The organism is Streptomyces cyanogenus, assembly GCF_017526105.1.
Taxonomy (GTDB): domain Bacteria; phylum Actinomycetota; class Actinomycetes; order Streptomycetales; family Streptomycetaceae; genus Streptomyces; species Streptomyces cyanogenus.
This window is the reverse complement of sequence record NZ_CP071839.1, coordinates 6,798,906-6,818,957: the sequence shown is the minus strand read 5'-3', so window position 1 is coordinate 6,818,957 and position 20,052 is coordinate 6,798,906. Positions and strand designations below refer to the sequence as shown.

The 20,052-nt window shown below is 73.9% G+C and carries 15 protein-coding genes; 7 read left to right on the top strand and 8 right to left on the bottom strand.

Annotated features, from left to right (window positions below):
- Positions 1-3 precede the first annotated feature (3 nt).
- From S1361_RS30595 to S1361_RS30570, 6 genes are all read left to right on the top strand, one after another.
- Positions 4-1,269, top strand: coding sequence for a TRAFAC clade GTPase domain-containing protein (locus tag S1361_RS30595; protein ID WP_208035122.1), 1,266 nt, complete (start codon positions 4-6; stop codon positions 1,267-1,269).
- Positions 1,266-3,887, top strand: coding sequence for a GTPase-associated protein 1-related protein (locus S1361_RS30590; protein ID WP_208035121.1), 2,622 nt, complete (start codon positions 1,266-1,268; stop codon positions 3,885-3,887). Before S1361_RS30595 ends, S1361_RS30590 begins: the two co-directional genes overlap by 4 nt.
- Positions 3,884-5,569, top strand: coding sequence for a TRAFAC clade GTPase domain-containing protein (locus tag S1361_RS30585; RefSeq protein WP_243769357.1), 1,686 nt, complete (start codon positions 3,884-3,886; stop codon positions 5,567-5,569). The genes S1361_RS30590 and S1361_RS30585 overlap by 4 nt, the downstream gene beginning before the upstream one ends.
- Positions 5,570-5,761: 192 nt before the next feature.
- Positions 5,762-6,430, top strand: coding sequence for a vWA domain-containing protein (locus tag S1361_RS30580; protein WP_208036839.1), 669 nt, complete (start codon positions 5,762-5,764; stop codon positions 6,428-6,430).
- Positions 6,424-7,416, top strand: a complete 993-nt coding sequence (locus S1361_RS30575) for a PP2C family serine/threonine-protein phosphatase (protein ID WP_208035120.1) — start codon at positions 6,424-6,426, stop codon at positions 7,414-7,416. The genes S1361_RS30580 and S1361_RS30575 overlap by 7 nt, the downstream gene beginning before the upstream one ends.
- On the top strand, positions 7,417-8,754 hold the full coding sequence (locus tag S1361_RS30570; protein ID WP_208035119.1) for a protein kinase domain-containing protein: 1,338 nt from the start codon (positions 7,417-7,419) through the stop codon (positions 8,752-8,754).
- Between the two features lie 41 nt (positions 8,755-8,795).
- On the opposite strand, the gene S1361_RS30565 is transcribed toward S1361_RS30570, so the two are convergent.
- The 4 genes from S1361_RS30565 to S1361_RS30550 form a co-directional block, all read right to left on the bottom strand.
- Positions 8,796-9,119 carry a hypothetical protein gene (locus S1361_RS30565; protein WP_208035118.1) on the bottom strand — a complete coding sequence of 108 codons (324 nt, stop codon included), beginning with the start codon at positions 9,117-9,119 and terminating at the stop codon, positions 8,796-8,798.
- Positions 9,120-9,184: 65 nt separating this feature from the next.
- On the bottom strand, positions 9,185-10,711 hold the full coding sequence (locus S1361_RS30560) for a hypothetical protein (RefSeq protein WP_243769356.1): 1,527 nt from the start codon (positions 10,709-10,711) through the stop codon (positions 9,185-9,187).
- A 248-nt stretch (positions 10,712-10,959) separates the two neighbouring features.
- On the bottom strand, positions 10,960-11,643 hold the full coding sequence (locus tag S1361_RS30555; protein WP_208035117.1) for a mycothiol-dependent nitroreductase Rv2466c family protein: 684 nt from the start codon (positions 11,641-11,643) through the stop codon (positions 10,960-10,962).
- Between the two features lie 98 nt (positions 11,644-11,741).
- Entirely contained in the window at positions 11,742-12,758 is a 1,017-nt protein-coding gene (locus S1361_RS30550; protein WP_208035116.1) for a ketopantoate reductase family protein, read from the bottom strand.
- A 411-nt stretch (positions 12,759-13,169) separates the two neighbouring features.
- On the opposite strand from S1361_RS30550, the gene S1361_RS30545 reads away from it, so the two are divergent.
- A complete protein-coding gene (locus tag S1361_RS30545) occupies positions 13,170-15,413 on the top strand; it encodes an MMPL family transporter (RefSeq protein ID WP_208035115.1) in 2,244 nt (747 codons plus the stop codon).
- 88 nt (positions 15,414-15,501) lie between these two features.
- Here S1361_RS30545 and mgt read toward each other — a convergent pair whose 3' ends face one another.
- The 4 genes from mgt to S1361_RS30525 all read right to left on the bottom strand — a co-directional run bounded on the left by mgt (position 15,502) and on the right by S1361_RS30525 (position 19,883).
- Positions 15,502-16,737, bottom strand: a complete 1,236-nt coding sequence (gene mgt / locus S1361_RS30540) for a macrolide-inactivating glycosyltransferase (protein ID WP_208035114.1) — start codon at positions 16,735-16,737, stop codon at positions 15,502-15,504.
- Between the two features lie 76 nt (positions 16,738-16,813).
- A complete protein-coding gene (locus tag S1361_RS30535; RefSeq protein WP_208035113.1) occupies positions 16,814-18,094 on the bottom strand; it encodes an ABC transporter substrate-binding protein in 1,281 nt (426 codons plus the stop codon).
- A complete protein-coding gene (locus S1361_RS30530; RefSeq protein WP_208035112.1) occupies positions 18,094-18,963 on the bottom strand; it encodes a carbohydrate ABC transporter permease in 870 nt (289 codons plus the stop codon). Before S1361_RS30530 ends, S1361_RS30535 begins: the two co-directional genes overlap by 1 nt.
- Positions 18,960-19,883 carry a carbohydrate ABC transporter permease gene (locus tag S1361_RS30525; RefSeq protein ID WP_208036837.1) on the bottom strand — a complete coding sequence of 308 codons (924 nt, stop codon included), beginning with the start codon at positions 19,881-19,883 and terminating at the stop codon, positions 18,960-18,962. The genes S1361_RS30530 and S1361_RS30525 overlap by 4 nt, the downstream gene beginning before the upstream one ends.
- Positions 19,884-20,052 lie beyond the last annotated feature (169 nt).

Here is a 20,052-nt window from a genome sequence, read left to right as displayed (position 1 = left end):
GCCATGACGACCGTGATCTGCCCCTACTGCTTCACCCGCGCGTCGGCGGCCCGGCTGCCGTACCGCTGCCTGATGACCCCGAACGGGGTGCGCGGCGCCGCGCCCTGCGGGCCCGAACCCGACGAGGCGTGGGCCTCGTTCATGGGACCCGGGGTGCCGCCGGCGGCCCGGATGCGGGGGCCGGTGTTCACCCCGGCGCGCAGGTTCGCCGGTCTCGCCGGACCCGGCGGCACCGGCAGCAGCGTGCCCTGCCCCGACTGCGGGGTGCCGACGCCGGTGCGGGTGTGCGGGTCCTGCCACAGCGACCTGCCCAGCGACTACTGCGACCAGGACAGCCGGATCATCGCCCTGGTCGGCGCCAAGGCCTCCGGCAAGAGCACCTATGTGGCCGTCCTGCGCAACGAGTTGGACCACCGGGTCGGTCAGGCCTATCAGGCGTCGCTCGCCGCGATGGGTCAGCACACGCAGGCCCGCGACAGGGAGATGGCCGAGGACCTGTACGAGCGGCTGCGGCTGCCCGCGGCCACCCGTCCGGCCGCGCTCGGCTTCAACGACCCGCTGCTGTACCGGCTCAGCCTGCCCCGGCGGGGGCTGCTGGGCGGCTCCGGCACCCGGCACACCACCCTGGTCTTCTTCGACGCGGCCGGCGAGGACCTCGCGGACGCCGAGGCGATGGACCGCTACACCCGTTACCTGAGCGCCGCCGACGGCATCATCCTGCTGGTGGACCCGCTGCAACTCGGCTCGGTCCGTGACCGGTTGCCCGTGCACGACGGGCCGTCGCTGCCCGTGGTGGAGACCTCGCCCCGGCAGATCGCCGCCGACCTCGCGGCCCAGCTGCGCACCCATGGCAAGGGCGGAGCGGGCGGCCGGGTCACCACCCCGATCGCGGTGGCCGTCACCAAGACGGACATGCTGGGGCCCCTCCTCGACCCGCACTCGCCGCTGCTCCGCAACGCCCCGCACACCGGCGGCGCCTACGACGCCGAGGACCGGCTCGCCGTCCACGAGGAACTGCGCAGCCTGCTGACCGACTGGGACTCCGGTGCGCTGCTGCGCCAACTGGAGCACGACTTCGCCCGGTTGTCCCTGTTCGGACTGTCGGCGCTGGGTGCGCCACCGCCCGCGAACGCGCCGGCGGACGTACCCAAGTCGGGTCCGCAGCCGGTGCGGGTGGAGGACCCGCTGCTGTGGCTGCTGTCCCTGCGCGGGCTGCTGCCGGTGCGCGCCGCCGCGAAGGACAGGACCGGAAGGGAGCGGGTCCGGTGAGTCTCGCCCAGCTGCACTACACCTCGGCACCGCCCGGCCCGGACGGGTCCGGCTTCCGCTTCACCGCGGTCAGTGCCGGGGTACCGGCCACGTTGCTGCGGGAGGCAGAACAGCTCGTCGGGTACGAGCCGCCACGCGATCTGCCGGACCGGCCGGACGCCGAGCAGCTGAAGTCCTTCCCGAAGGCCTTCGCCTGCACCGAACTCGCCGACGGCGGACGCCTGCTGTGCCGGTCGGTGTACACCGGCGCGGACTACAGCGGGCGTTGGGGCAACTTCCACGCGCACGCCGTGCATCTGCCGCCCGGGACCCGGCTGCCGGACGGGGCGCTGCCGATCACCGCGTGGGAGTCGCCGCGCTGGGCGGACACGACTCCGCCGGGCGGGCGGCCGGAGCCGGTCGACCGGTTCGAGCCGTCCGGACTGCTGCGCCGGGACGGGCTCGTGGCGTTCGCCCGGTCCCGCGCGGACCGGCTCGCCGCGTTCTTCGCCGACCTGCGCACGCTGACCGAGGGCAGCGACGTCCGGCAGATCGTGCTCGTGGAGCGGGACAGCGCGGACGTGGCCCAGTGGATCGCGCTGGCCTGCACGGTCCTGCCGCGCGAGCAGGCCCACCGGCTGACCTTCACGACGTACACCCGCCGGCCGCAGCAGGCCCGCCAGCAGATCGTCGGGGCGCTGCCCTCGTCGGATCCGGTCGGGCACGACCACCGTTTCCGGGTGCACGACTGCACCGGCCGGGCCGCCGGGGAACCCGTGGCGGACGCCTGGGCCGACGTGTGCGCGCGGATCTGGACGGCCGGGCGGCCCGAGCTCTTCCGCGACAGCGCCCGCGACGTCGGTGACACCGCCGGCGATGTCGGCCGGCTCGCCGTGGCCGCGCTCGCCGAGCGCATCGAGCTGCCGCCGGCCGCCCGCGCGGCGGCGGCCCGCTGGGCCACGGAACACGCCGCCGTCCTGCCCGAGCCGACGCTGTCGGCGCTGCTCGGGGAGCTGGCACGGGAGACCGGTACGGAGCCCCGGGACGCCGTTGACGACGAACCGGCGGCTCTGGCCGCCCTGTCGGCCCGGCTGGACGGGCAGGTACCCACGGTCGTCTCGGCGCCGCTCGCCGCACGCGTGCTGACCCTGGCGGTACGCGGACGGGGCCCGGTGCCCGCAGTGGGAGCGGGGTCGCTGACCCCCGAGGTACGGGCCGCCCTGGCCCGGGACCTCGCCCCGGCCCTGCGGCAGGGCATCGCCGACCCGTCCGGACCCGCGACCGGCCGGCCCCTGACCCTGCTGCACCTCGCCGACCTGCTCGACATCGACTGCACGGACCTGCTGCCGGAGTTCGCGGGCCGCATCGCCCGGGAGCTGGTGGCCGACCACGAGCCTTCCGGCGCACCGGGTACCGCCGGGACAGGCCCCACCGGACCGGGTGACAGGCGCCCGGGTACCGCCGGACCGGGTGACGCCCACCCGGGTACGCTCCCGACGGGCAACGGGCTGCCCCGGCCCGCCGACCCGGAGAGCGCCCGTCCCGCCTGTCCCCCGGCTCTCCTCGACGCCGTACACGGCCACCCCGCGCTGCGGTCCGCCCTGTTCGGGGCGTTGGATGCGCTCGCGGTGGTCGAGCCGGTCGTGGTGGCCGGACGGCTCGCGGGTGCGGGGCTGCCGGTGGCGCTGGACCCGGGCTTCCCGCATCTGCGGATGTGTGTCCTCGGCGACGCGGCGGCCGGCCCGGCCGGCGGTGACCGGCGTGGCCGGCTGCGCGCGGTGCTGCACACCGCCGGCGTCTCGCCGCACGCCGAACCTGCCGTCCTGCGCACCGCGTTCCGTCTGGTGTGGCCCGACGAGCCGCCCACCGGCGAGGAGGCGAGCCTGCTGCTGAACGAACTGGGCTCGGACGCGCACCGGCTGGCCGGCACCCGGGACCTGCTGGTGGCCGCCGCGCTCGCCGCCCCGGCCGAGGACGCCGCCGCCCCGCTGCTCGCCGCCGACCTGCTGCGCTGCTTCACCACGGAGCTGGACCCGGCGCACCGGGCCCCGCTGCTCCTGCTGGAGTTCGCGGCGCTGCTCGGCACCGAAGGCGAGGGCGAGAACTGGGTGGAGCGGGTCCGGGCGCTGCGGGACGGCGCGGTCGAGCCCGTGCCCGAGCAGGTGACCCGGCGGGTGTACGAGGCCGTCGGCCGGCGGCTGCTGACCGTGCCGGTGCCGGAGAGCGAGCTGTACGCGCTGGCCCGCTCCGGCGACACGGCGCTGCTGGCCGCCTACGAGCGGGCGGCCCGCGGTCCCGCGGCGGCCGAGCGGCTGCGTACGTCACCGTCGTACGTGGCCGCCCGCTTCTGCGACTGGAGCGCCTACCAGGACACCGATCCCGGCTGGGAGGCGACGCGCACGACGCTGCTGGCGAAGGTGTTGCGGCCGGTGGTGCGGGCGCTGCCCGCCGAGGACCGGGCCGCGGTCGAGGAGGCGCTGGGCCGCACCGGCCGGGGCAGGCTCGACGCGTTCCACGCGTGGAACCGGCCGGGCGCCCTGGGTCGGCTGGCGGGCCGGCTGACCGGGCGCGGCCGGCGCGAGGAGCGGACGGGCTGGCCCGGGGACGTCCAGCCGCCCGCCGGCGGAGGTGCCCGGTGAACGCCCAGGGCGGTGCCTCGGACCTGTACCTGGCGTTGCAGGTGGTGCTGGCCCTGTTCGGCTGGGCCGGGCTGGTCGCCGTCGCGGTGTGCCTGTTCCGGACGCTCTGGGAGTTCCTCGGCCGGGGTGTGCACGCGGTGTGGCGCAGTCTCGGCCCCTGGCAGGCGGGCCGCCTGGACCCGCGCCTGCCCGGTACCGGGGGTGCGGAGCCCGCCGAACCCGCCTACTGGTGGCGGCAGTCGTGGACGGACGCGGCGTCCGCCGGCCGCGACGGTATGCGGATGCTGTGGCGGGCGTTCACCGATCCGTGGCTGAACCGGACCGTGCGGAACATGTTCCGCGGCCGGCGGCCCGGGGGCCGCCGGGTCCGGGTGCCGCTCGGCCGGTTCCTGCTGGTCACGCTGATCGCCCCGGGTACGGCGGCGGGGGCGCTGATCGGCGCGGTGCTCGCCACCGTGCTGCTCGGCTGGGTCCTGCTGGTCCTCGCCCTCCTGCTGGGCGTGGTCTGGCTCGGCTGGGCGGCGGGCGTGCCCCTGCTGCGCGGGATGGAGCGGGGCTGGGCGCTGCTGCGGGGCCTGCGCACCACCTGCCCCCACCCGGGCTGTTACGTGCCGGTGCCGCTGGCCGTGCACCGCTGCCCCGGCTGCCCGGCCCGCCACGCCGAGCTGCGGCCGGGCCGGTACGGCGTCCTGTGGCACGTGTGCGGCTGCGGGCGCCGGCTGCCCGCCACCCGGCTCACCGGCCGGGGCCGGCTGGCCGCGCTCTGCCCGGGCTGCGAGCAGGTGCTGCCGGAGGCGGTGGCCACGACCCGGGTGGTGCACACACCCCTGGTCGGCGGGACGTCCTCGGGCAAGACGATGCTGATGGCGGCCATGGTGGAGGGGCTGCACGCGTGGGCCCGGGAGGGCGGACTGCGGGTCGAGTACGCCACGGTGGCCGACCGCAGCGCCCACACCGGGGTCAACCAGCAGCTGAACCGGACCGGTCGGGCGCACGCCACCACCGGCGGCCCGCCCCGCGCCCTCATGCTCACGGTGTCCCGGGGCCGCCGGCGCCGGCTGCTGTACCTGTACGACCCGATGGGCGAGTCGGTGAGCGACGCCGAACGCGTCCGGGCCCAGCGGTACCTGGCGCACGCGGACGGGGTCGTCCTGGTGGCCGACGTGCTCGCCGATCCCACGGTGCGCGCCCGGCTCGGCCCCGCGGACGCCGAGCGGGCGGAGCGGGCGCGGCCCTCGGCACAGGGCCCGCGGACCACGTACGAGCGGCTGACCGGAGAACTCGCCGCGCTGACCGGACGCCGGCGCCGGCTGCCGGTGGCCGCGGTCGTCACCAAGCGGGACGTGCTGGACCAGCTGACCTCGCTGCCGGCGCCCGGCGACGCCCGGATCGACCACTGGCTCGGCGACATCGGCCTGGGCGCGCTGGTGCGGGCCCTCGGCCACGACTTCGGGGCGGCCGGCTACTGGGCGGTCAGCGCCCACGCCGCCACCGGGACCGGCCCGCTGGAGAGCGAGCAGCGGCGGGCCGCCGAACCGGTGCTGTGGCTGCTCGCGGCCTCCGGGCTGCGCACCGGCCCGCTGACCGGGCAGACCGGACGCGGGGCGCGCCGGGTGCCGCCGCCCCGTCGGACGCACGACGGCACGGAAGCCGACAGGGAAGGCGGATACAGCCCGGCATGAATCACGTGACCCCCTCCGTCGGCCGGGCCCGTCGCGCGATGGCGGGCCTGTTCGTCACCGCCCTGGTGCTGGCGCCGGCCGCCCTCGTCTGCACGGTCTGGCTGCTGCTGGCCTGACCCGGCCGACTCCTCCGATTCCCCACCCCTTTGACGCGAAAGGAACCGCGGCGTGAGTGACATTCCCGGCGGGCCGATGGCCAACCGGCCGGTCCACTTCATCTGGCTGCTCGACTGCTCGTTCTCGATGCAGGGCGAGAAGATCGCCAAGCTCAACTACGCCATCAGGGAAGCCGTTCCGGAGATGCGGTCGGTGGCCCACGACAACCCGGCGGCACAACTGCTGCTGCGCACGGTCACCTTCTCCACGACGGCGCAGTGGCTCCACCAGACCCCGGTGCCGGTGGACGACTTCACCTGGCAGGACGTGCAGGTCGACGGCATGACCAACCTCGGTGAGGCACTGCACCTGGTGGCCCGGGAGCTGCAGACCCCGCCGATGCCGCAGCGGGCGCTGAAGCCGGTGCTCGCGCTGGTGTCGGACGGGGTGCCCACCGACGACTGGAAGGCGGGCCTGAAGGCGGTGGACGCCACCCCGTGGGGCCGCAAGGCGGTCCGGGTGGCCATCGCGATCGGCGCGGACGCGGACCGCGGGGTGCTCCAGGAGTTCCTCGGCAACCCGGAGCTGCAGCCGCTGGACGCCAACAGCCCCAAGCAGCTGGCCGCGGCGATCCGCTGGGCGTCGACGGCGGCCGTGAAGGCGGCCTCCCAGCCGGTCGCCGGTGACGGTTCCGGGGTGAGCCCGGTGAAGCAGCCGTACGCGCCGCCGGTGCTGGACGACGACGATGACGACGACGTGTGGTGACGCTCGGGGTGCGACGGTGGGAGACCCTGCGCCACAGCGTCCAGGGCGTGGGCAAGCGGCAGAACCAGGACTGGCACGACTGCCAGGGCAGCGGGTCCGGTACGGATCCGCTGGTGCTGGCGGTGGCCGACGGGCACGGCTCGGCGGTGCACGCGCGCAGCGCGCTGGGCGCGCGGTTCGCCGTGGACCGGTTCCTGGTGCTGGCCAGCGCCTTCGGACGGGCGGCGCACGACTGCCATGAGCCGGGGCGGCTGACCCGGCTGATGACCTACGCCCGGGACGACTTCCCGCGGGCCCTGGTGCACGAGTGGCGGCAGGAGGCCCTCGGCCACTGGGACCGGAACCGGCCGGTCGTGGAGGAGGCGGCCCGGGAGCCGCGGCCCGAGGAGAAGCTGGTGCTGTACGGCACCACGCTGATCGGTGCGGTGCTCACGCCGTGGCTGTTCGTGGCCTGGCAGATCGGCGACGGGGACCTCGCGGTCGTCGAGCACGACGGCACGCTCACCCGGCCGCTCGCACCCGCCGAGGAGGACCTGGGCGACGAGACCGAGTCGCTGTGCGGGCGGGAGGCATGGCGGTCGATGCGGATGCACTGGGCGCCGGTGTTCGAGCAGGCGCGGGCCCCGCGGCTGGTCGTCCTCTCCACGGACGGTCTGTCGAAGAGCTTCGCGTCGGCCGACGGGTACGCCGAGTTCGTCCTCGGGCTGGCCGGCCGTCTCGCCGAGGAGGGCGGCACCGGCGTCCGCGAGTCCCTGCCCGCCTGGCTCGCCCAGGCCTCCCGCTACTCCGGTGACGACACGACCCTGACGGCGGCGGTACGCCACCCGGAAGCCCCGCCTGAGGCGTCGGGCCCGGCAGCAGCCCCTCCCCCTGCGGAAGCCTCGGCCCCGGCTCCCGCGGCGGACACCTCGGCCCCACCGGACCCCCGAACCGCGGCCGGGCCTACCGGTGGCGACGTGGACATGGAACGAAAGACGGAGACGTAGATGAGCGGCATGCTCGATGGCGGGACGCGCCTCGTGGCGGAGAACGGTGACGGTGTCGAGATCCTCGGCTTCCTCGGTGCCGGTGGCCAGGGCGAGGTGTACCGGGTCCGGACCCCGGACGGTGAGCGGGCCCTGAAGTGGTACTACCCGACCTGCGCGACCCCGGACCAGGAGGCGATCGTACGGGAGCTGGTGACCCGGGACTTCGCCGACGACCGGTTCCTGTGGCCGGAGGCCTTCGTGCCGGAGCACCGCGGCTCGTTCGGCTATCTGATGGGGCTGCGCCCGGACCGCTACAAGGGTCTTCCGGCGCTGTTCCGGCGGCAGTTGCGCACCAGCCCGCGCGCGCTGCTGACGGCCTGCCTGTACACGGTGGAGGCCTACCAGGCGCTGCACTCGCGGGGCATCGCCTACCGGGACATCTCCTGGGGGAACATCTTCTTCGACCCGGACACCGGTGACGTGCTGGTCTGCGACAACGACAACGCCGTGGTGGAGGGCGACGCCAGCGGCATCTCGGGCACCATGGAGTTCATGGCGCCGGAGCTGGTGCGCGCGGATCCGGGGGCGCGCCCGGGCACCCAGTCCGACCTGCACTCGCTCGCCGTGCTGCTGTTCATGCTGCTGATGAACCATCATCCGCTCAAGGGCAGGCGCGAGTTGGGCATCCACTGCCTGGACGAGGCGGCGGAGCGCAAGCTGTACGGCAGGAGCCCGCTGTTCGTGTTCGACCCGGCGGACGACGCCAACGCGCCCGACCCGCTGGAGCACGCGACCGTGCTGGCCACCTGGGAGGCTGCGGCGGAGCGGCTGCGGGAGCTGTTCCGGCGGTCGTTCACGACCGGATTGCGCGATCCGGCGGCCCGGGTACGGGAGTCGGAGTGGCGTGACGCGCTGCGGGCGGTGCTGGACACGGTGGTCGAGTGTGCCGCGTGCGGGCGGCAGAACATGACCGAGCCGGGCGAGAACCCGCCGCCGCGGGACTGCTGGGGGTGCGGGGCCCGGCTGGTGCTGCCGCCGCGGCTGACGGTGACCACTCCCCCGCCCCGCACCGAGCACCACATCCGGCTGCGCCGTGCCGCCCGGGTGCAGGCCCACCATCTGCTGCCGGAGCCGGCGCGGCACGACTGCTCGGACGCGGCGCTCGTGGCCGAGCTGGTGGAACACCCCGAGAAGCCGGGGCGGTTCGGGCTGGCCAACCGCTCACGGGGGACCTGGACGGGCACCCGCTCCGACGGCACCGTGCAGACGGTCGAGCCCGGTCAGACGGTGCCGCTGCGGTCGGGGCTGGACCTGGACCTCGGCGGCGGGGTCCGGGCGGTGGTGCGGGCGCGGTGACGCCCGTGACCGGAGCCCCGTGCTGGCGGGGCTCCGGCCGCTCACAGCCCCAGAGCGGTGAGGAGCTGCTGGGTGAAGGCGAGACTGCCGGTGCCGGCCGAGGCCGCGATGGCGATCGTTTCCAGCGCGGAGCGGATCCGGCCCCGGTTGGGCGGCAGGCCGTCCTCGGCGGACTCCTGGAACTGGGCCTGGATGATCTCGCCCTGGCGCACCAGTTCCGGGTACTCGGCGCGCAGGGTCTCGGTGAGCCGCGCGGCGAGGTCCATCATGGTCGGCAGGTCGGGGTTGGCGTGGTTGATCTGGATCTGCCCGTGGTCGCCGAAGTTGGCCGGGCCGTTGACGTTGCCGATGTTGTAGGAGCTCATGTTCCGTCCTCGCTTGTGCTCCCGCGGCTCGGTTCCGGGCCGGAGGAGCCGTCGGATGGCTGGGGTCAGGGCTTCGGCGCGGGCTGACCGGATCCCGCGGGCCCGGGTGCGCCCTGGGCGCCCGGGCCGCCGTGGGGCCCGGGTCCCTGCTGCCCGCCCAGGAGAACTGTCCCGTGGGCGCCGAAGTTGCTGGGGCCGCTGACGTTACCGATGTTGTACGTCTGCGTGTTGATGACCTGTACGGCCTTGTCGAAGGAGCTGGTGTCGATGTTGTGGTCCTGCAGGAACCGTTCCGTGGCGGTGAGCACGCCCTGCTGGAGCCGGAACAGGTAGTCCTGCGCGTCGGTGCGTTCGATGTAGCCGGCCTCGTCCCAGGCGCCGAGGTCCTCGCGCAGGCTGCCGGTGGCACCGTAGTCGTGGCGGACGTGCTGCCTGGTGATGGCACGGCGGGTCCTGGCCAGGGCGCGTTCGCGGTCGCGCTGCCAGCGGTGGCGGCGCAGGATGCGGCCGAGGGCGCCGCGCAGCTCGGGACCGGTGCGGCGGGTGGCGTGGCGGACCAGGTCCCACCACCGTTCGAAGGGAGCGACCGGGATCCGGTCCACGCGGTGGAAGCGGCCGTCCAGCGGCGGTATCGCGTAGGCGGCGACCTCCCAGGTCAGACTGGGGGGCTGGAGGATCGCCCGCAGGTACATGGAGACGATGAGCCGGCCGCCCTCGCCGACGCGTTCCAGGCACAGGTGGGTGCGCATGCCCGCCCCCGGTGTCCGGAGGCCGGCCTGGACGAGCTGCTTGGGTATCTGGGCGCGGGGCGGCCGGGTGGGGTCGGGCAGCAGCTCGGGGATCAGGTGGGCGTTGCTGCCGCGGACGTAGAGCCGGTTCCTGGCCCGCAGACCCTGCAGCCCGGAGATGTTCTCCATGTGCCGTGCCACGTAGGTGTGCAGGTCGATGACGTCGAACGGGCGCAGCGGGAGTTTTCCGCCGCCGGGTGCGTCGGCGGGTCTGCTGATGTCGATGGGCTGCCAGACGACTTCCTTGATCTTCTCGCCGCTGCCGACGAACGGTGTGGTGTAGGCGGCCTTGTCGGCGTAGGGCAGGACGTTGGCGCGTTTGAGGTCGTGCAGCGCGGCCTCTGCCTCCGGTTCCACGGGGGGTGCCGTCTGCTCGGGCCTCTCGTTCGAGAGGAACACCTGCCGTGCCGTGTCGCGGCGGTGGGCCTCGGTGTGGCGGACCAGCGCCCACGCGATCGCGTAGGCGCCGAGAGGGCCGAAAATCGCCACCCATCCGAGTGACGGGTGCGCGTTGACCAGTCCCCAGAGTCCGACGAGCAGGGCGAGGGGTACGGCGATCTGGAGGCAGGCGAGCCGGTGGTCGAGGGTGGCGCGGCGGCGGGTGGCCACGCGCGCGTGCCGGGCCAGGGCGACGAAGTTGATGTTGAGGCTGAGCCCGAGGGCGTTGAGCCGGTCCCCGGTGAGCACCCGGTCGACGTACAGGGCGAAGTCGTCGTCGAGGTGCACGGAGGCGCTCAGGCGCCGGGTCACCCCGTCCTTGCGGTACTGCGGCAACGACGGCAATGGTCTGCCGGTCACACTCATCCGTCCGTTCCCCCTCAGGCCTTCCGCCGCGCTTCACCCTAGGGACAACTCCGGGGGTTTGTCGCGTGGTTCGGCGAGCCGGGGTGGCGGGGGACGGGCATGTGGTAAGCGAGCCGCCGCGGTCCGGCGCTCCCCTGTGACGTCGGACCGCGACGGCTCTTGGTTCTGCGTCGGCCGGGGCCGCCGTGTCACACGTGCGGCGCGAACGGCCCGCCGCAGGGTCACTTATCGGCCAACCTCTCGTCCGCTCAGTCGAACCGGAGCGCGCCGGTGCGGGTGCGCTTGAGTTCGAAGAGATCGGGGTGCCGGGCCAGCACCCGGAAACTGTCGAAGAGTTCGGCCGCCTCGGCGCCGCGCGGCACGGCGCGCAGTACGGGTCCGAACCACACGGTGCCGTCGAGGTGCAGGGTGGGGGTGCCGACGTAGCCGCCGGTCTCCGGTTCGGTGCCGGCCATGTGGCTGCGGCGGACGGCGTCGTCGTACGCCGGATCGCGGGAGGCCGCCGACAGGTCTGCGGGGAGCCCGAGTTCGGCCAGCGACTCGGTGATCACCGTGTCGAAGTCCTTGCTGCCCTGTTCGTGGATGCGGGTGCCGAACGCGGTGTACAGATCGCGCAGCACCGCGTCGCCGTGCCGTTCGGCGGCGGCCACGGCGACCCGTACGGGGCCGGTCGAGCGGTCCACCAAGTCGCGGTACCAGTCGGGCAGTTCGTTCCCGGTGTTGTGCAGGTACAGGCTCATCACCCGGAACCGGAGGTCGAGGGGGCGCAGCCGCTCGACCTCCAGCAGCCAGCGCGAGGTGATCCAGGCGAAGGGGCAGGCCGGGTCGAAGAAGAAGTCGACCCGGGTCGGGCCGGGGGCGGCGCGGGGAGCGGTGCCGGTGCGGGGAGCGGTGTCGGTGCGGGGAGCGGTGTCGGTGCTGCTGTGCGTCATGACGGCGACGCTAGTGCCGGGTCGGGCCGGAGTCCCGGCCCAATCAGCCACGCTGCGAGTGGTCCGATCGGCGAGCCGACCGCGGTCACCGGGCCGGTTCAACTGCCGTGCCGCACCGCCTCGTCGGCGAGCCGGACCAGTTCGGCGACCGGCAGCGAACCGGCCGGCCGGCCCTCGCGCGCGAACTCGCCGGCGAGGCGTTGCAGCAGTTCGTTCAGCGGAGTGGGGACGCCGTGCAGCCGGCCGAGCAGGACGATCTCGCCGTTGAGGTAGTCGGCCTCGATGGTGCCGGTGCCCCGGACCAGGGACTGCCAGGAGGAGCCGCCGCCGCGCGGGGCGCCGTCCAGCGGGACCACGGTGACCTTGTCGCCGCGGGCCGCGCGCTGTTCCCCGGCGTCGGCGTACGCGATCCCGGCGGCGTCGAGCACCGCCTCGCCCTCCGCCCGGACCCGCGTGAACAGCGCCCGGGCCGCCTCGCTCACCACGGGTCCGCTGACCGCCTCCAGCGCGTTGCCGAGGTTTCCGAGCAGCTTGGCGTACTGCCAGCGGGCCACGTCGGGCACGACCGGCGCCTCGAGGTGCGCGTCCGCGAGGTCGGCGGCGATCCGGCGGGCGGTGTCGTCGGTGCCGTGCGGGACGCGGCCGAGGTGCAGGACGCCGGTGAGCGGGGTGCCGGCGGCGGAGACGACACCGGGTTCCACGAAGGTGGCGGGCAGCCAGACGCAGACGCCGTACACACGCCGGAAGCGGCGCAGTGCCAGCCGGCAGCCCTCGACGCCGTTCTGCAGGCAGACGAGCGGCAGCCGTTGGGCCGCCGTGCCGCCGCCGGCGACGGGTGCGCCGGCCCAGGTCTCCAGGGCGGCCACGGTGTCCTGGGTCTTCACGGCGAGCACGAGGACGTCGTCGGGACGCAGCTCGCCGAGCGGGCCCGGTCCGTCGACGACGGGCAGCCGCTGCGTCAACTCCCCCTGCGGTACCCGCAGTCGCAGCCCGTGCTCACGGAGGGCGGCCAGGTGCGGGCCGCGGGCGACGAGGGCGACATCGCGCCCGGCCTGGGCCAGCCGACCGCCGACGGCACCGCCGACCGCGCCGGCTCCGATGATGATGTAGCGCATGCCGCCGAGCCTCGCACACACCCGGTCCACGGCGCTGTGCCGTGCGGCCGTCGTGCCCCGTGGGGGCGGGCACGACGGCCGCGCCCGGCGTGGGCCGGGTTGCCCGAAACTCTTGCTGATCAGCGGGGCATGGATCAACTCCTCCACGCAGCTGTGACTTGTTCAACAAACTTTCGCAATGACAAACCGGGAGCCCTGGCCGCGGATCGGACACCGGCGGCCCTGAGAGCCGTCCCCGAGAACCGGCGATAGATGTAAGGGGCCGCCGTCCTCCCCAGCGATGATCCGGCCACCGCGCAGTTCACCGGACAGTACGACGAGACGTTCCTGCACGGCCCCTACCGTCGAACCGAACGAGCACAGAGGTGACGGCAGGGGGCCGTCGCCGCACACGAGGGGGGCAGACCCGTCATGGGGAACACAGAGGTGCGGGTGCGGGGGCTGGCCGCCCGCGCCGGCGGCTGGAGCGCCCGGCACCGCTGGGCGGCCGTCGGCATATGGGTGCTGTTCGTGATCCTGGCCATGGGGCTCGGCTCCGCGGCGGGCCGGGTCGACGTCGACCAGAGCGACCAGCTCAAGGGCGAGACACACACCGCCGCGAAGATCATCGAGGATGCCGGGATCAAGGAGTCGGCCGGCGAGACCGTGCTGATCCAGGCGAGGACCGGTTCCGTCAAGGCCACCGGTCCCGAGTTCCGCGCGGCCGTCGCCGACGTCGTCAAGGCTGTCCAGGGCACCGGCAGGGTCACGGACGTCACCTCGCCGTACGACACGCACACCATCTCCCGTGACGGGCGCAGCGCGCTGGTCCAGTTCGACCTGCGCGGTGACGCCGAGACGGCCGCCGACCGGATCGAGCCGGTGCTGAACGCCGTCGCCGGGGTGCAGAAGGACCACGCCGGGCTGCGGATCGAGGAGATCGGCGGCGCCAGCATGCAGAAGCAGTACAAGGACGCCTTCGGGGACGACTTCCAGCAGGCCGAGTACTCGGCGGTGCCGGTCGCGCTCGGCATCCTGCTGATCGCGTTCGGCGCGCTGGTGGCCGCGCTGCTGCCGGTGGCCCTCGCGATCACCGCGATCATGGCGACGATGGGCCTGATGGGTCTGGTCAGCCACCTCCAGCCGATGAGCGACACCGCCAACTCCGTGATGCTGCTGGTCGGTATGGCCGTCGGCGTGGACTACTGCCTGTTCTACCTGCGCCGCGAGCGTGAGGAGCGGGCCGCCGGCCGGGACGCGGGCACCGCGCTGCGGATCGCCGCCGCCACCAGCGGCCGGGCGGTCGTCGTCTCGGGTGTGACGGTGTGCGTGGCGATGGCGGGCATGCTCTTCACCGGGCTCGCCGAGTTCGAAGCGATGGGGCTGGCCTCGCTGATGGTCGTGGCGGTCGCCATGGTCGGTTCGGTGACCGTGCTGCCCGCGTTGCTGTCGCTGCTCGGCGAGCGGGTCGAGAAGGGCCGCCTCCCGTTCCTGGGCCGCCGCCGGCGCAAGGGGAACGGGGACAGCCGGTTCTGGTCGGCCGTGCTGCGGGGTGTGCTGGCCAGGCCGCTGGTCTCGGTCGTCGTCGCGGCCGGTGCGCTGCTGGCGATCGCCGCGCCCGCACTCGGCATGAAGACCCAGCAGCTCACGCTGGACCAGGAGTTCGGCGACTCGCTGCCCATGGTGCAGACGTACAACCACCTCAACGAGGCCTTCCCGGGTGGCAGCGAACCGGCCCAGGTCGTCGTCAAGGCCGACGACATCAACGCCCCCGACGTGCGGCAGGCGCTGGCCGACTTCCGCAAGCAGGCGGTCGCCTCGGGTGCCTCGCGCGGCCCCGTCGAGGTCAAGCTGTACGACGCGCAGAACGTGGCCCTGGTGTCCGTGCCGCTGGTCGGCGGCTCCGACATGGACCAGGCGACGAAGAGCCTGCAGAAGCTGCGCGACGAGGTGCGGCCCGCCACGCTCGGCAAGGCCGACGGCGTGCAGGCGCCGATCACCGGGCAGGTCGCGGGCAACCACGACTTCAACGACCAGCTGATGGGCTCCGTCGTCCCGGTGTTCGTGTTCGTGGTCGTCTTCGCCTTCCTGCTGATGCTGCTGTCGTTCCGTTCGCTGACGGTCGCCATCACGTCGATCGTGCTGAACCTGCTGTCGGTGGCCGCCGCGTACGGCATCCTCGTCGCCGTCTTCCAGCACGGCTGGGGGGCCTCGCTGGTGGGCGCGGAGGGGGTCGGCGCGATCGTCACCTGGCTGCCGCTGTTCCTCTTCGTGATCCTGTTCGGGCTGTCGATGGACTACCACGTGTTCGTGGTCTCCCGGATCCGCGAGGCCCGGATGCGCGGCCGTACGACGAAGGACGCCATCCGGCACGGGGTGGTCACCACGGCCGGGGTCGTCACCAGTGCCGCGGTCATCATGGTCGCCGTCTTCGCCATCTTCGGCACGCTGTCCATGCAGTCCATGAAGCAGATGGGCGTGGGCCTGGCCGCGGCGGTCCTGATCGACGCCACGGTCATCCGCGGGGTGCTGCTGCCGGCGGTGATGGCGCTGCTCGGCGAGCGCAACTGGTACCTGCCGAAGTGGCTGCACCGGCTGCCGGACCTCACCCACGACGAGGCGCCGGAGCCGGTCGCGTCGCCGGCGCCCGGCCGGGGCGAGCGGCTGACCGTCTGATCCCGCCCGTCGGTGCAGGGCCCGCCGGTTCCCGCGGGAACCGGCGGGCCCTGTCCGCGCACGGCGGCGCCCCCGGCGCCGGGCGTGCTCACCGGGAGGCGGCGGCCGTCCGGCGCGGGCCGCGGCCGGGCAGTTCGGCCTCGATGAGGTCGGCAGCGCGCCGGGTGCCGCCCTCCTGGGCCATCTCCGCCTGCACCTGCTTGAGCCTGCGGGCCACCTCCGGGTCGTCCACCAGGGCGAGCGCGGCCTCGCGGAGCCGGCCGGCGGTGGCCTCCTCGGTGGGCAGGTGCCGGGCGACCCCGAGTCCCTGGAGCATGTCGGCGTTGCCGAACTGGTCGACGGCCTGCGGTACGGCGATCATCGGCGTGGCGGTGGCGAGCCCCTCCTGGCTGCCGCCGGCACCCGCGTGCGTGACGAACAGGTCGGCCTGCCGCAGGATCGCCGGCTGCGGCACCCAGCTGCGCACCTCCACATGGGCCGGTACGTCGCCCAGCTCGTCCCGGGTGACATGCCGGCCCACCTGGAGGACGACGTGCCACCCGGGCAGGTCCGCGAAGGCGCGCACGCACTCCCGGTAGAAGGCGGGTCGCTTGGTGAAGGACGAGCCGAGCGAGACCAGCACGACCTTCTCCGCGCCCGCGGGGCGCTGCCAGTCGCCCTGGCCGGCGCGGTCGCCCTGGCAGGAACCGACGAAGGTGTGGACGCGTTCGTCGACCCGGTCGGCGTGCGGCTGGAGTGCCCTCGGGATGAGCACCAGGGAGCGGGCCGGGAGGCCGACGAAGGAGTCCGGGTCCTGGCTGATCCCGTTCTCGGCCAGCCACGCCTCGAACCGGGCGTAGTACGCCCGTCCGCGCTCGGTCTGCCGCGGCTCCCGCCACATCGGCTCGGCGACCTCCTCCTCGTAGCCCTCCCAGGCGACGAGGTTCGGGGAGAGGGAGATCGCCGGGACGCCCCAGCGGTGGGCGAGGACGCGGGCCGGGTAGGAGGCGATGTCGTGCAGGACGAGGTCGGGGATGTCGCCGGCGTAGGCCTCGGCGAGCTGCGGGAGCGCCTGGATCGCGTCGTCCAGGAACGGCTCCACGGTGTCGAGCAGGGTGGACCCCCAGGCGTCGGGATCGGCGTCGGGTCCGGGCAGCGTGGAGGTGTAGGGCACGGGCCGGGCGCCGGTGGCGGCCACCTTGTCGGCGAAGGCCGGCGGGATGGCGTAGGTGACGCGGTGGCCGCGGGCGACGAGTTCACGGATCACCTCCACGCTGGGGTTCACATGGCCGTGGGCGGCGATGGAGAACATGGCGATGTGGGCGGGTGTGGTCGCAGAAGGCATGCCGTCGAGGCTAAGCGAGACGATACGTCTCGTCTAACTCTTTTCCGTGCACCGCCCCCTCCTCCGAGGTGTCGGCTCAGCGCTGGTAGCGGGCCAGCACCAGGTTGCCGTCCCGTTCGAGGCGGTGGCGCAGCTCCGCGAGGCCGATCGCGCCGCTGTAGTACTCCTGGTAGGCGGGCGTGGCCACCTTGTCCTTCCACTCCGGGTAGCCGCGCACGGACTGGGCGGGCGCCGGGCGCAGCCGGGCCGCGAGGGCGGTGCCGGTGGCCCAGCCGTACTCGGCGGTGTGCAGGGCGGGGTCCTTGAGGGCCTGGGTGCCGGTGGGCAGCATCCAGTCGCCGAGGGCGAGGCGGACCGTGTTCCGCGGCCGGAGCAGGAAGTCGATGAAGGCGACCGCCTCCTTCTTGTGCGGACAGTCGGCGGACACGGACAGCGTCTGCGGACTGACGCCCTGGGTGAGCCCGTCGGCGCCCGCCGGGGCCGGCAGCACCGTCCAGTGGAAGTCCTTCGGCGCCTGCTGCACGATCTGCTGGCGGTAGGAGAAGCCCAGCGGGACCATCGCGTACCGGCCGGAGAAGAAGCCGGGCAGGGTGTCCGAGCCGCCGCTGCCGAGCGTCGAGGCGGGCGCGCTGTGGTCGCGGGTGACCTGGTCGCGGATGGTGCGCGGCACGACCTCGTCCCCGGGCGTGAACCGCACGGTGACCCTGCCGTCCGCGTTCCGGTGGAAGAGCCGCCCGCCCGCCGACAGGGACAGGTTGAGCGTGGCGGAGACGGGTTCCTTCAGCGGCCAGGCCACGCCGTACCGCCCCGGCCCGCTCAGCCGCTTGGCGACCTGCCGGAACTCCGCCCAGCTCCAGGGGTGTCCGGGCGTCGGAATGCGCACCTTCGCCGCGCGCAGCCGGTCGGCGTCGGCGATCAGCACCCGGGGCTCCTGGAGGAACGGCACGCCGTAGACACCGTGACCGAAGGTGGTCGTCGCCCAGCCGGCGCGCGGGATACCGGACCGCAGCCGGGCGGGCAGCAGCCCGGTCAGGTCGGCGAGGTGGCCGCCGTAGGCGAAGTCGGCCAGGTCGTCGGAGGCGTCGTGGATGACGTCCGGGGCCTCACCGCCCTCGAAGGAGGTGAGCAGCTGGTCGTGCACGCTGTCCCAGCTTCCCTGTACGTACTCGACCTTGACGTCGGAGTGGGTGGCGTTCCACTCCCGGACCAGCTCCTTGTTGGCGGCGACGGACTCCTGCTGCCAGGCCAGGGACTGGAAGCGCAGGGTGACCGGGCCGCCGTCCGTGCGGCCGCCCGGGGAGCAGCCCGCGAGGAGGAGCAGGAGGACGACGAGCGCCGTGCCGATCGCGGTGCGCATCAGCTCTTCACCGCCCCGGCGAGCAGGCCGCCCGTGATCCGCCGCTGGAGGAGCGCGAACACGGCCACGGAGGGCAGGGTGGCGAGGAACGCGGCGGCGGCCAGCGGGCCGAGGTCGGCCACCCCCTCCGCGCCGATGAAGTGGGTGAGGACGACCGGGAGGGTCTGCTTGCCGGGGCTCTTGAGCAGCACCAGCGCGAAGAAGAACTCGTTCCACGCGGTGACGAAGGCGAACAGGGCCGTCGCCGCGATGCCGGGGCCGAGCAGCGGCGCCGTCACCGACACCAGCGTTCTCAGCCGCCCGGCCCCGTCGACGGACGCCGCCTCCTCCAGTTCGACGGGCACCGCCCGGACATGGCCGACGAGCATCCACAGCGCGAACGGCAGCGCCCACACCACGTACACCAGCACCAGTCCGGTCAGGGAGTCGATCAGCCGCAGCTTCTTCAGCACCAGGAACAGCGGGATGATCACCAGCACGAACGGGAACGCCTGGCTGACCACCACCCACCCCGTGGCGGCCCGGGCCGTCCGGGTGCGGTGCCGGGCCATGACGTAGGCCATGGGGGTGGCGATCAGCACGGCGACGGCGGCGGTGCAGAACGCCACCAGCAGCGAGTTGAGGGCGGCGTGCGCCAGCGGCTGCTCGGCGAAGGCCTGCCGGACGTTGGCCAGGGTCGGGTCGCGCGGGATCCAGGCCGGGTGCAGAGCGGCCAGTTCGCGGGGGGACTTCAGCGCGGTGGACAGCAGCCACAGCAACGGGAACGCCAGGAGCAGCAGATAGCCGAGGAGGGCGGTGTACTGTCCGGCCCGCGCGGCGCGGCGGGTCCGCGAGGTCGGCGGAGTGCGGGAGGTCTGCCGGGTCCTCATGCGCGGTCACCGCCTCGCAGCCTGCCGGCCAGGAACACCGCGAGCAGGACCGAGACCACCGCGACGAGCACGCAGCCCATCGCCGCCGCGTAGCCGAACTGGCCGTAACGGAAGGCCTCCTCGTAGGCGAAGAGCATCGGCAGCCGGGTCTTGCCGCCGGGTCCGCCGCTCGTGAGCACGTAGACCAGGGCGAAGGAGTTGAGGTTCCAGATGAGGTTGAGCGCGGTGATGGCGAGTGCCACCGGCCGCAGTGCGGGCCAGGTGACGGTGGTGAAGCGGCGCCAGGCGCCCGCGCCGTCGACGGCCGCCGCCTCGTGGAGTTCGCGGGGGACGTTCTGCAGTCCGGCGAGCAGGGCGACCGTGGTCTGCGGCAGGCCCGCCCAGACGCCGACGAGGATCACCGCGGGCAGCGCGGTGGCCAGGCCGCTCAGCCAGTCCCGGCCGGCGCCGAGACCGAGGTCGCGCAGGGTCTCGTTGAGGACGCCGGCGTCCGGGTTGTAGACGAGCCGCCACATGATGCCGACGACGACCTCGGGCATCGCCCAGGGCACGATCGCGAGGGCGCGGGCCAGGCCGCGCAGGCGTAAGTCCTGGTTCAGCAGCAGGGCCAGGCCGAGCGCCAGCAGGAACTGCGGCACGGTCACGCCGGCCGCCCACACCAGTCCGATGCGGAACGACTCCCAGAAGAGGGTGTCGTGCAGCAGGTCCCGGAAGTTGAGGGCGCCGATCCACCGGGTGGCGGCCGTCCGGCCGGACTGGGCGTCGGTGAAGGCCAGCAGGATGCCGTAGAGCAGCGGGCCGACGCTCAGCAGGAGGATCGGGATGAGGGCGGGCAGGACCAGGAACCAGGAACCGTGATCGGCGGCCCGGCGGACGGCCGGCCCGCGCGCTGCTGCCGGTGGTGTCCGCGCGTCGGCCACTGATGTCACGGAATCAGCCCCTTTGCCTGCACCGGTTGGCGTGTTCATGGTCGTGAAGGCCCGGTACCTCGTCAAGGGCCCGCGCACGGCGGCCGACCTGTGCGAATGCGAGACTGGCCGAGGACCGGTGACCGCACGGGCACGGCACGGGAAGACGGCACGGAGGCAC

What these genes read in the sequence shown, in the direction of transcription:
- S1361_RS30555 (WP_208035117.1), bottom strand. Translation starts at nt 11,643, where the DNA reads ATGACGCACAGCAGCACCGACACCGCTCCCCGCACCGACACCGCTCCC.
- S1361_RS30530 (WP_208035112.1), bottom strand. Translation starts at nt 18,963, where the DNA reads ATGAGGACCCGGCAGACCTCCCGCACTCCGCCGACCTCGCGGACCCGC.
- S1361_RS30565 (WP_208035118.1), bottom strand. Translation starts at nt 9,119, where the DNA reads ATGAGCTCCTACAACATCGGCAACGTCAACGGCCCGGCCAACTTCGGC.
- S1361_RS30570 (WP_208035119.1), top strand. Translation starts at nt 7,417, where the DNA reads ATGAGCGGCATGCTCGATGGCGGGACGCGCCTCGTGGCGGAGAACGGT.
- S1361_RS30595 (WP_208035122.1), top strand. Translation starts at nt 4, where the DNA reads ATGACGACCGTGATCTGCCCCTACTGCTTCACCCGCGCGTCGGCGGCC.
- S1361_RS30560 (WP_243769356.1), bottom strand. Translation starts at nt 10,711, where the DNA reads ATGAGTGTGACCGGCAGACCATTGCCGTCGTTGCCGCAGTACCGCAAG.
- S1361_RS30545 (WP_208035115.1), top strand. Translation starts at nt 13,170, where the DNA reads ATGGGGAACACAGAGGTGCGGGTGCGGGGGCTGGCCGCCCGCGCCGGC.
- S1361_RS30550 (WP_208035116.1), bottom strand. Translation starts at nt 12,758, where the DNA reads ATGCGCTACATCATCATCGGAGCCGGCGCGGTCGGCGGTGCCGTCGGC.
- S1361_RS30535 (WP_208035113.1), bottom strand. Translation starts at nt 18,094, where the DNA reads ATGCGCACCGCGATCGGCACGGCGCTCGTCGTCCTCCTGCTCCTCCTC.
- mgt (WP_208035114.1), bottom strand. Translation starts at nt 16,737, where the DNA reads ATGCCTTCTGCGACCACACCCGCCCACATCGCCATGTTCTCCATCGCC.
- S1361_RS30580 (WP_208036839.1), top strand. Translation starts at nt 5,762, where the DNA reads ATGGCCAACCGGCCGGTCCACTTCATCTGGCTGCTCGACTGCTCGTTC.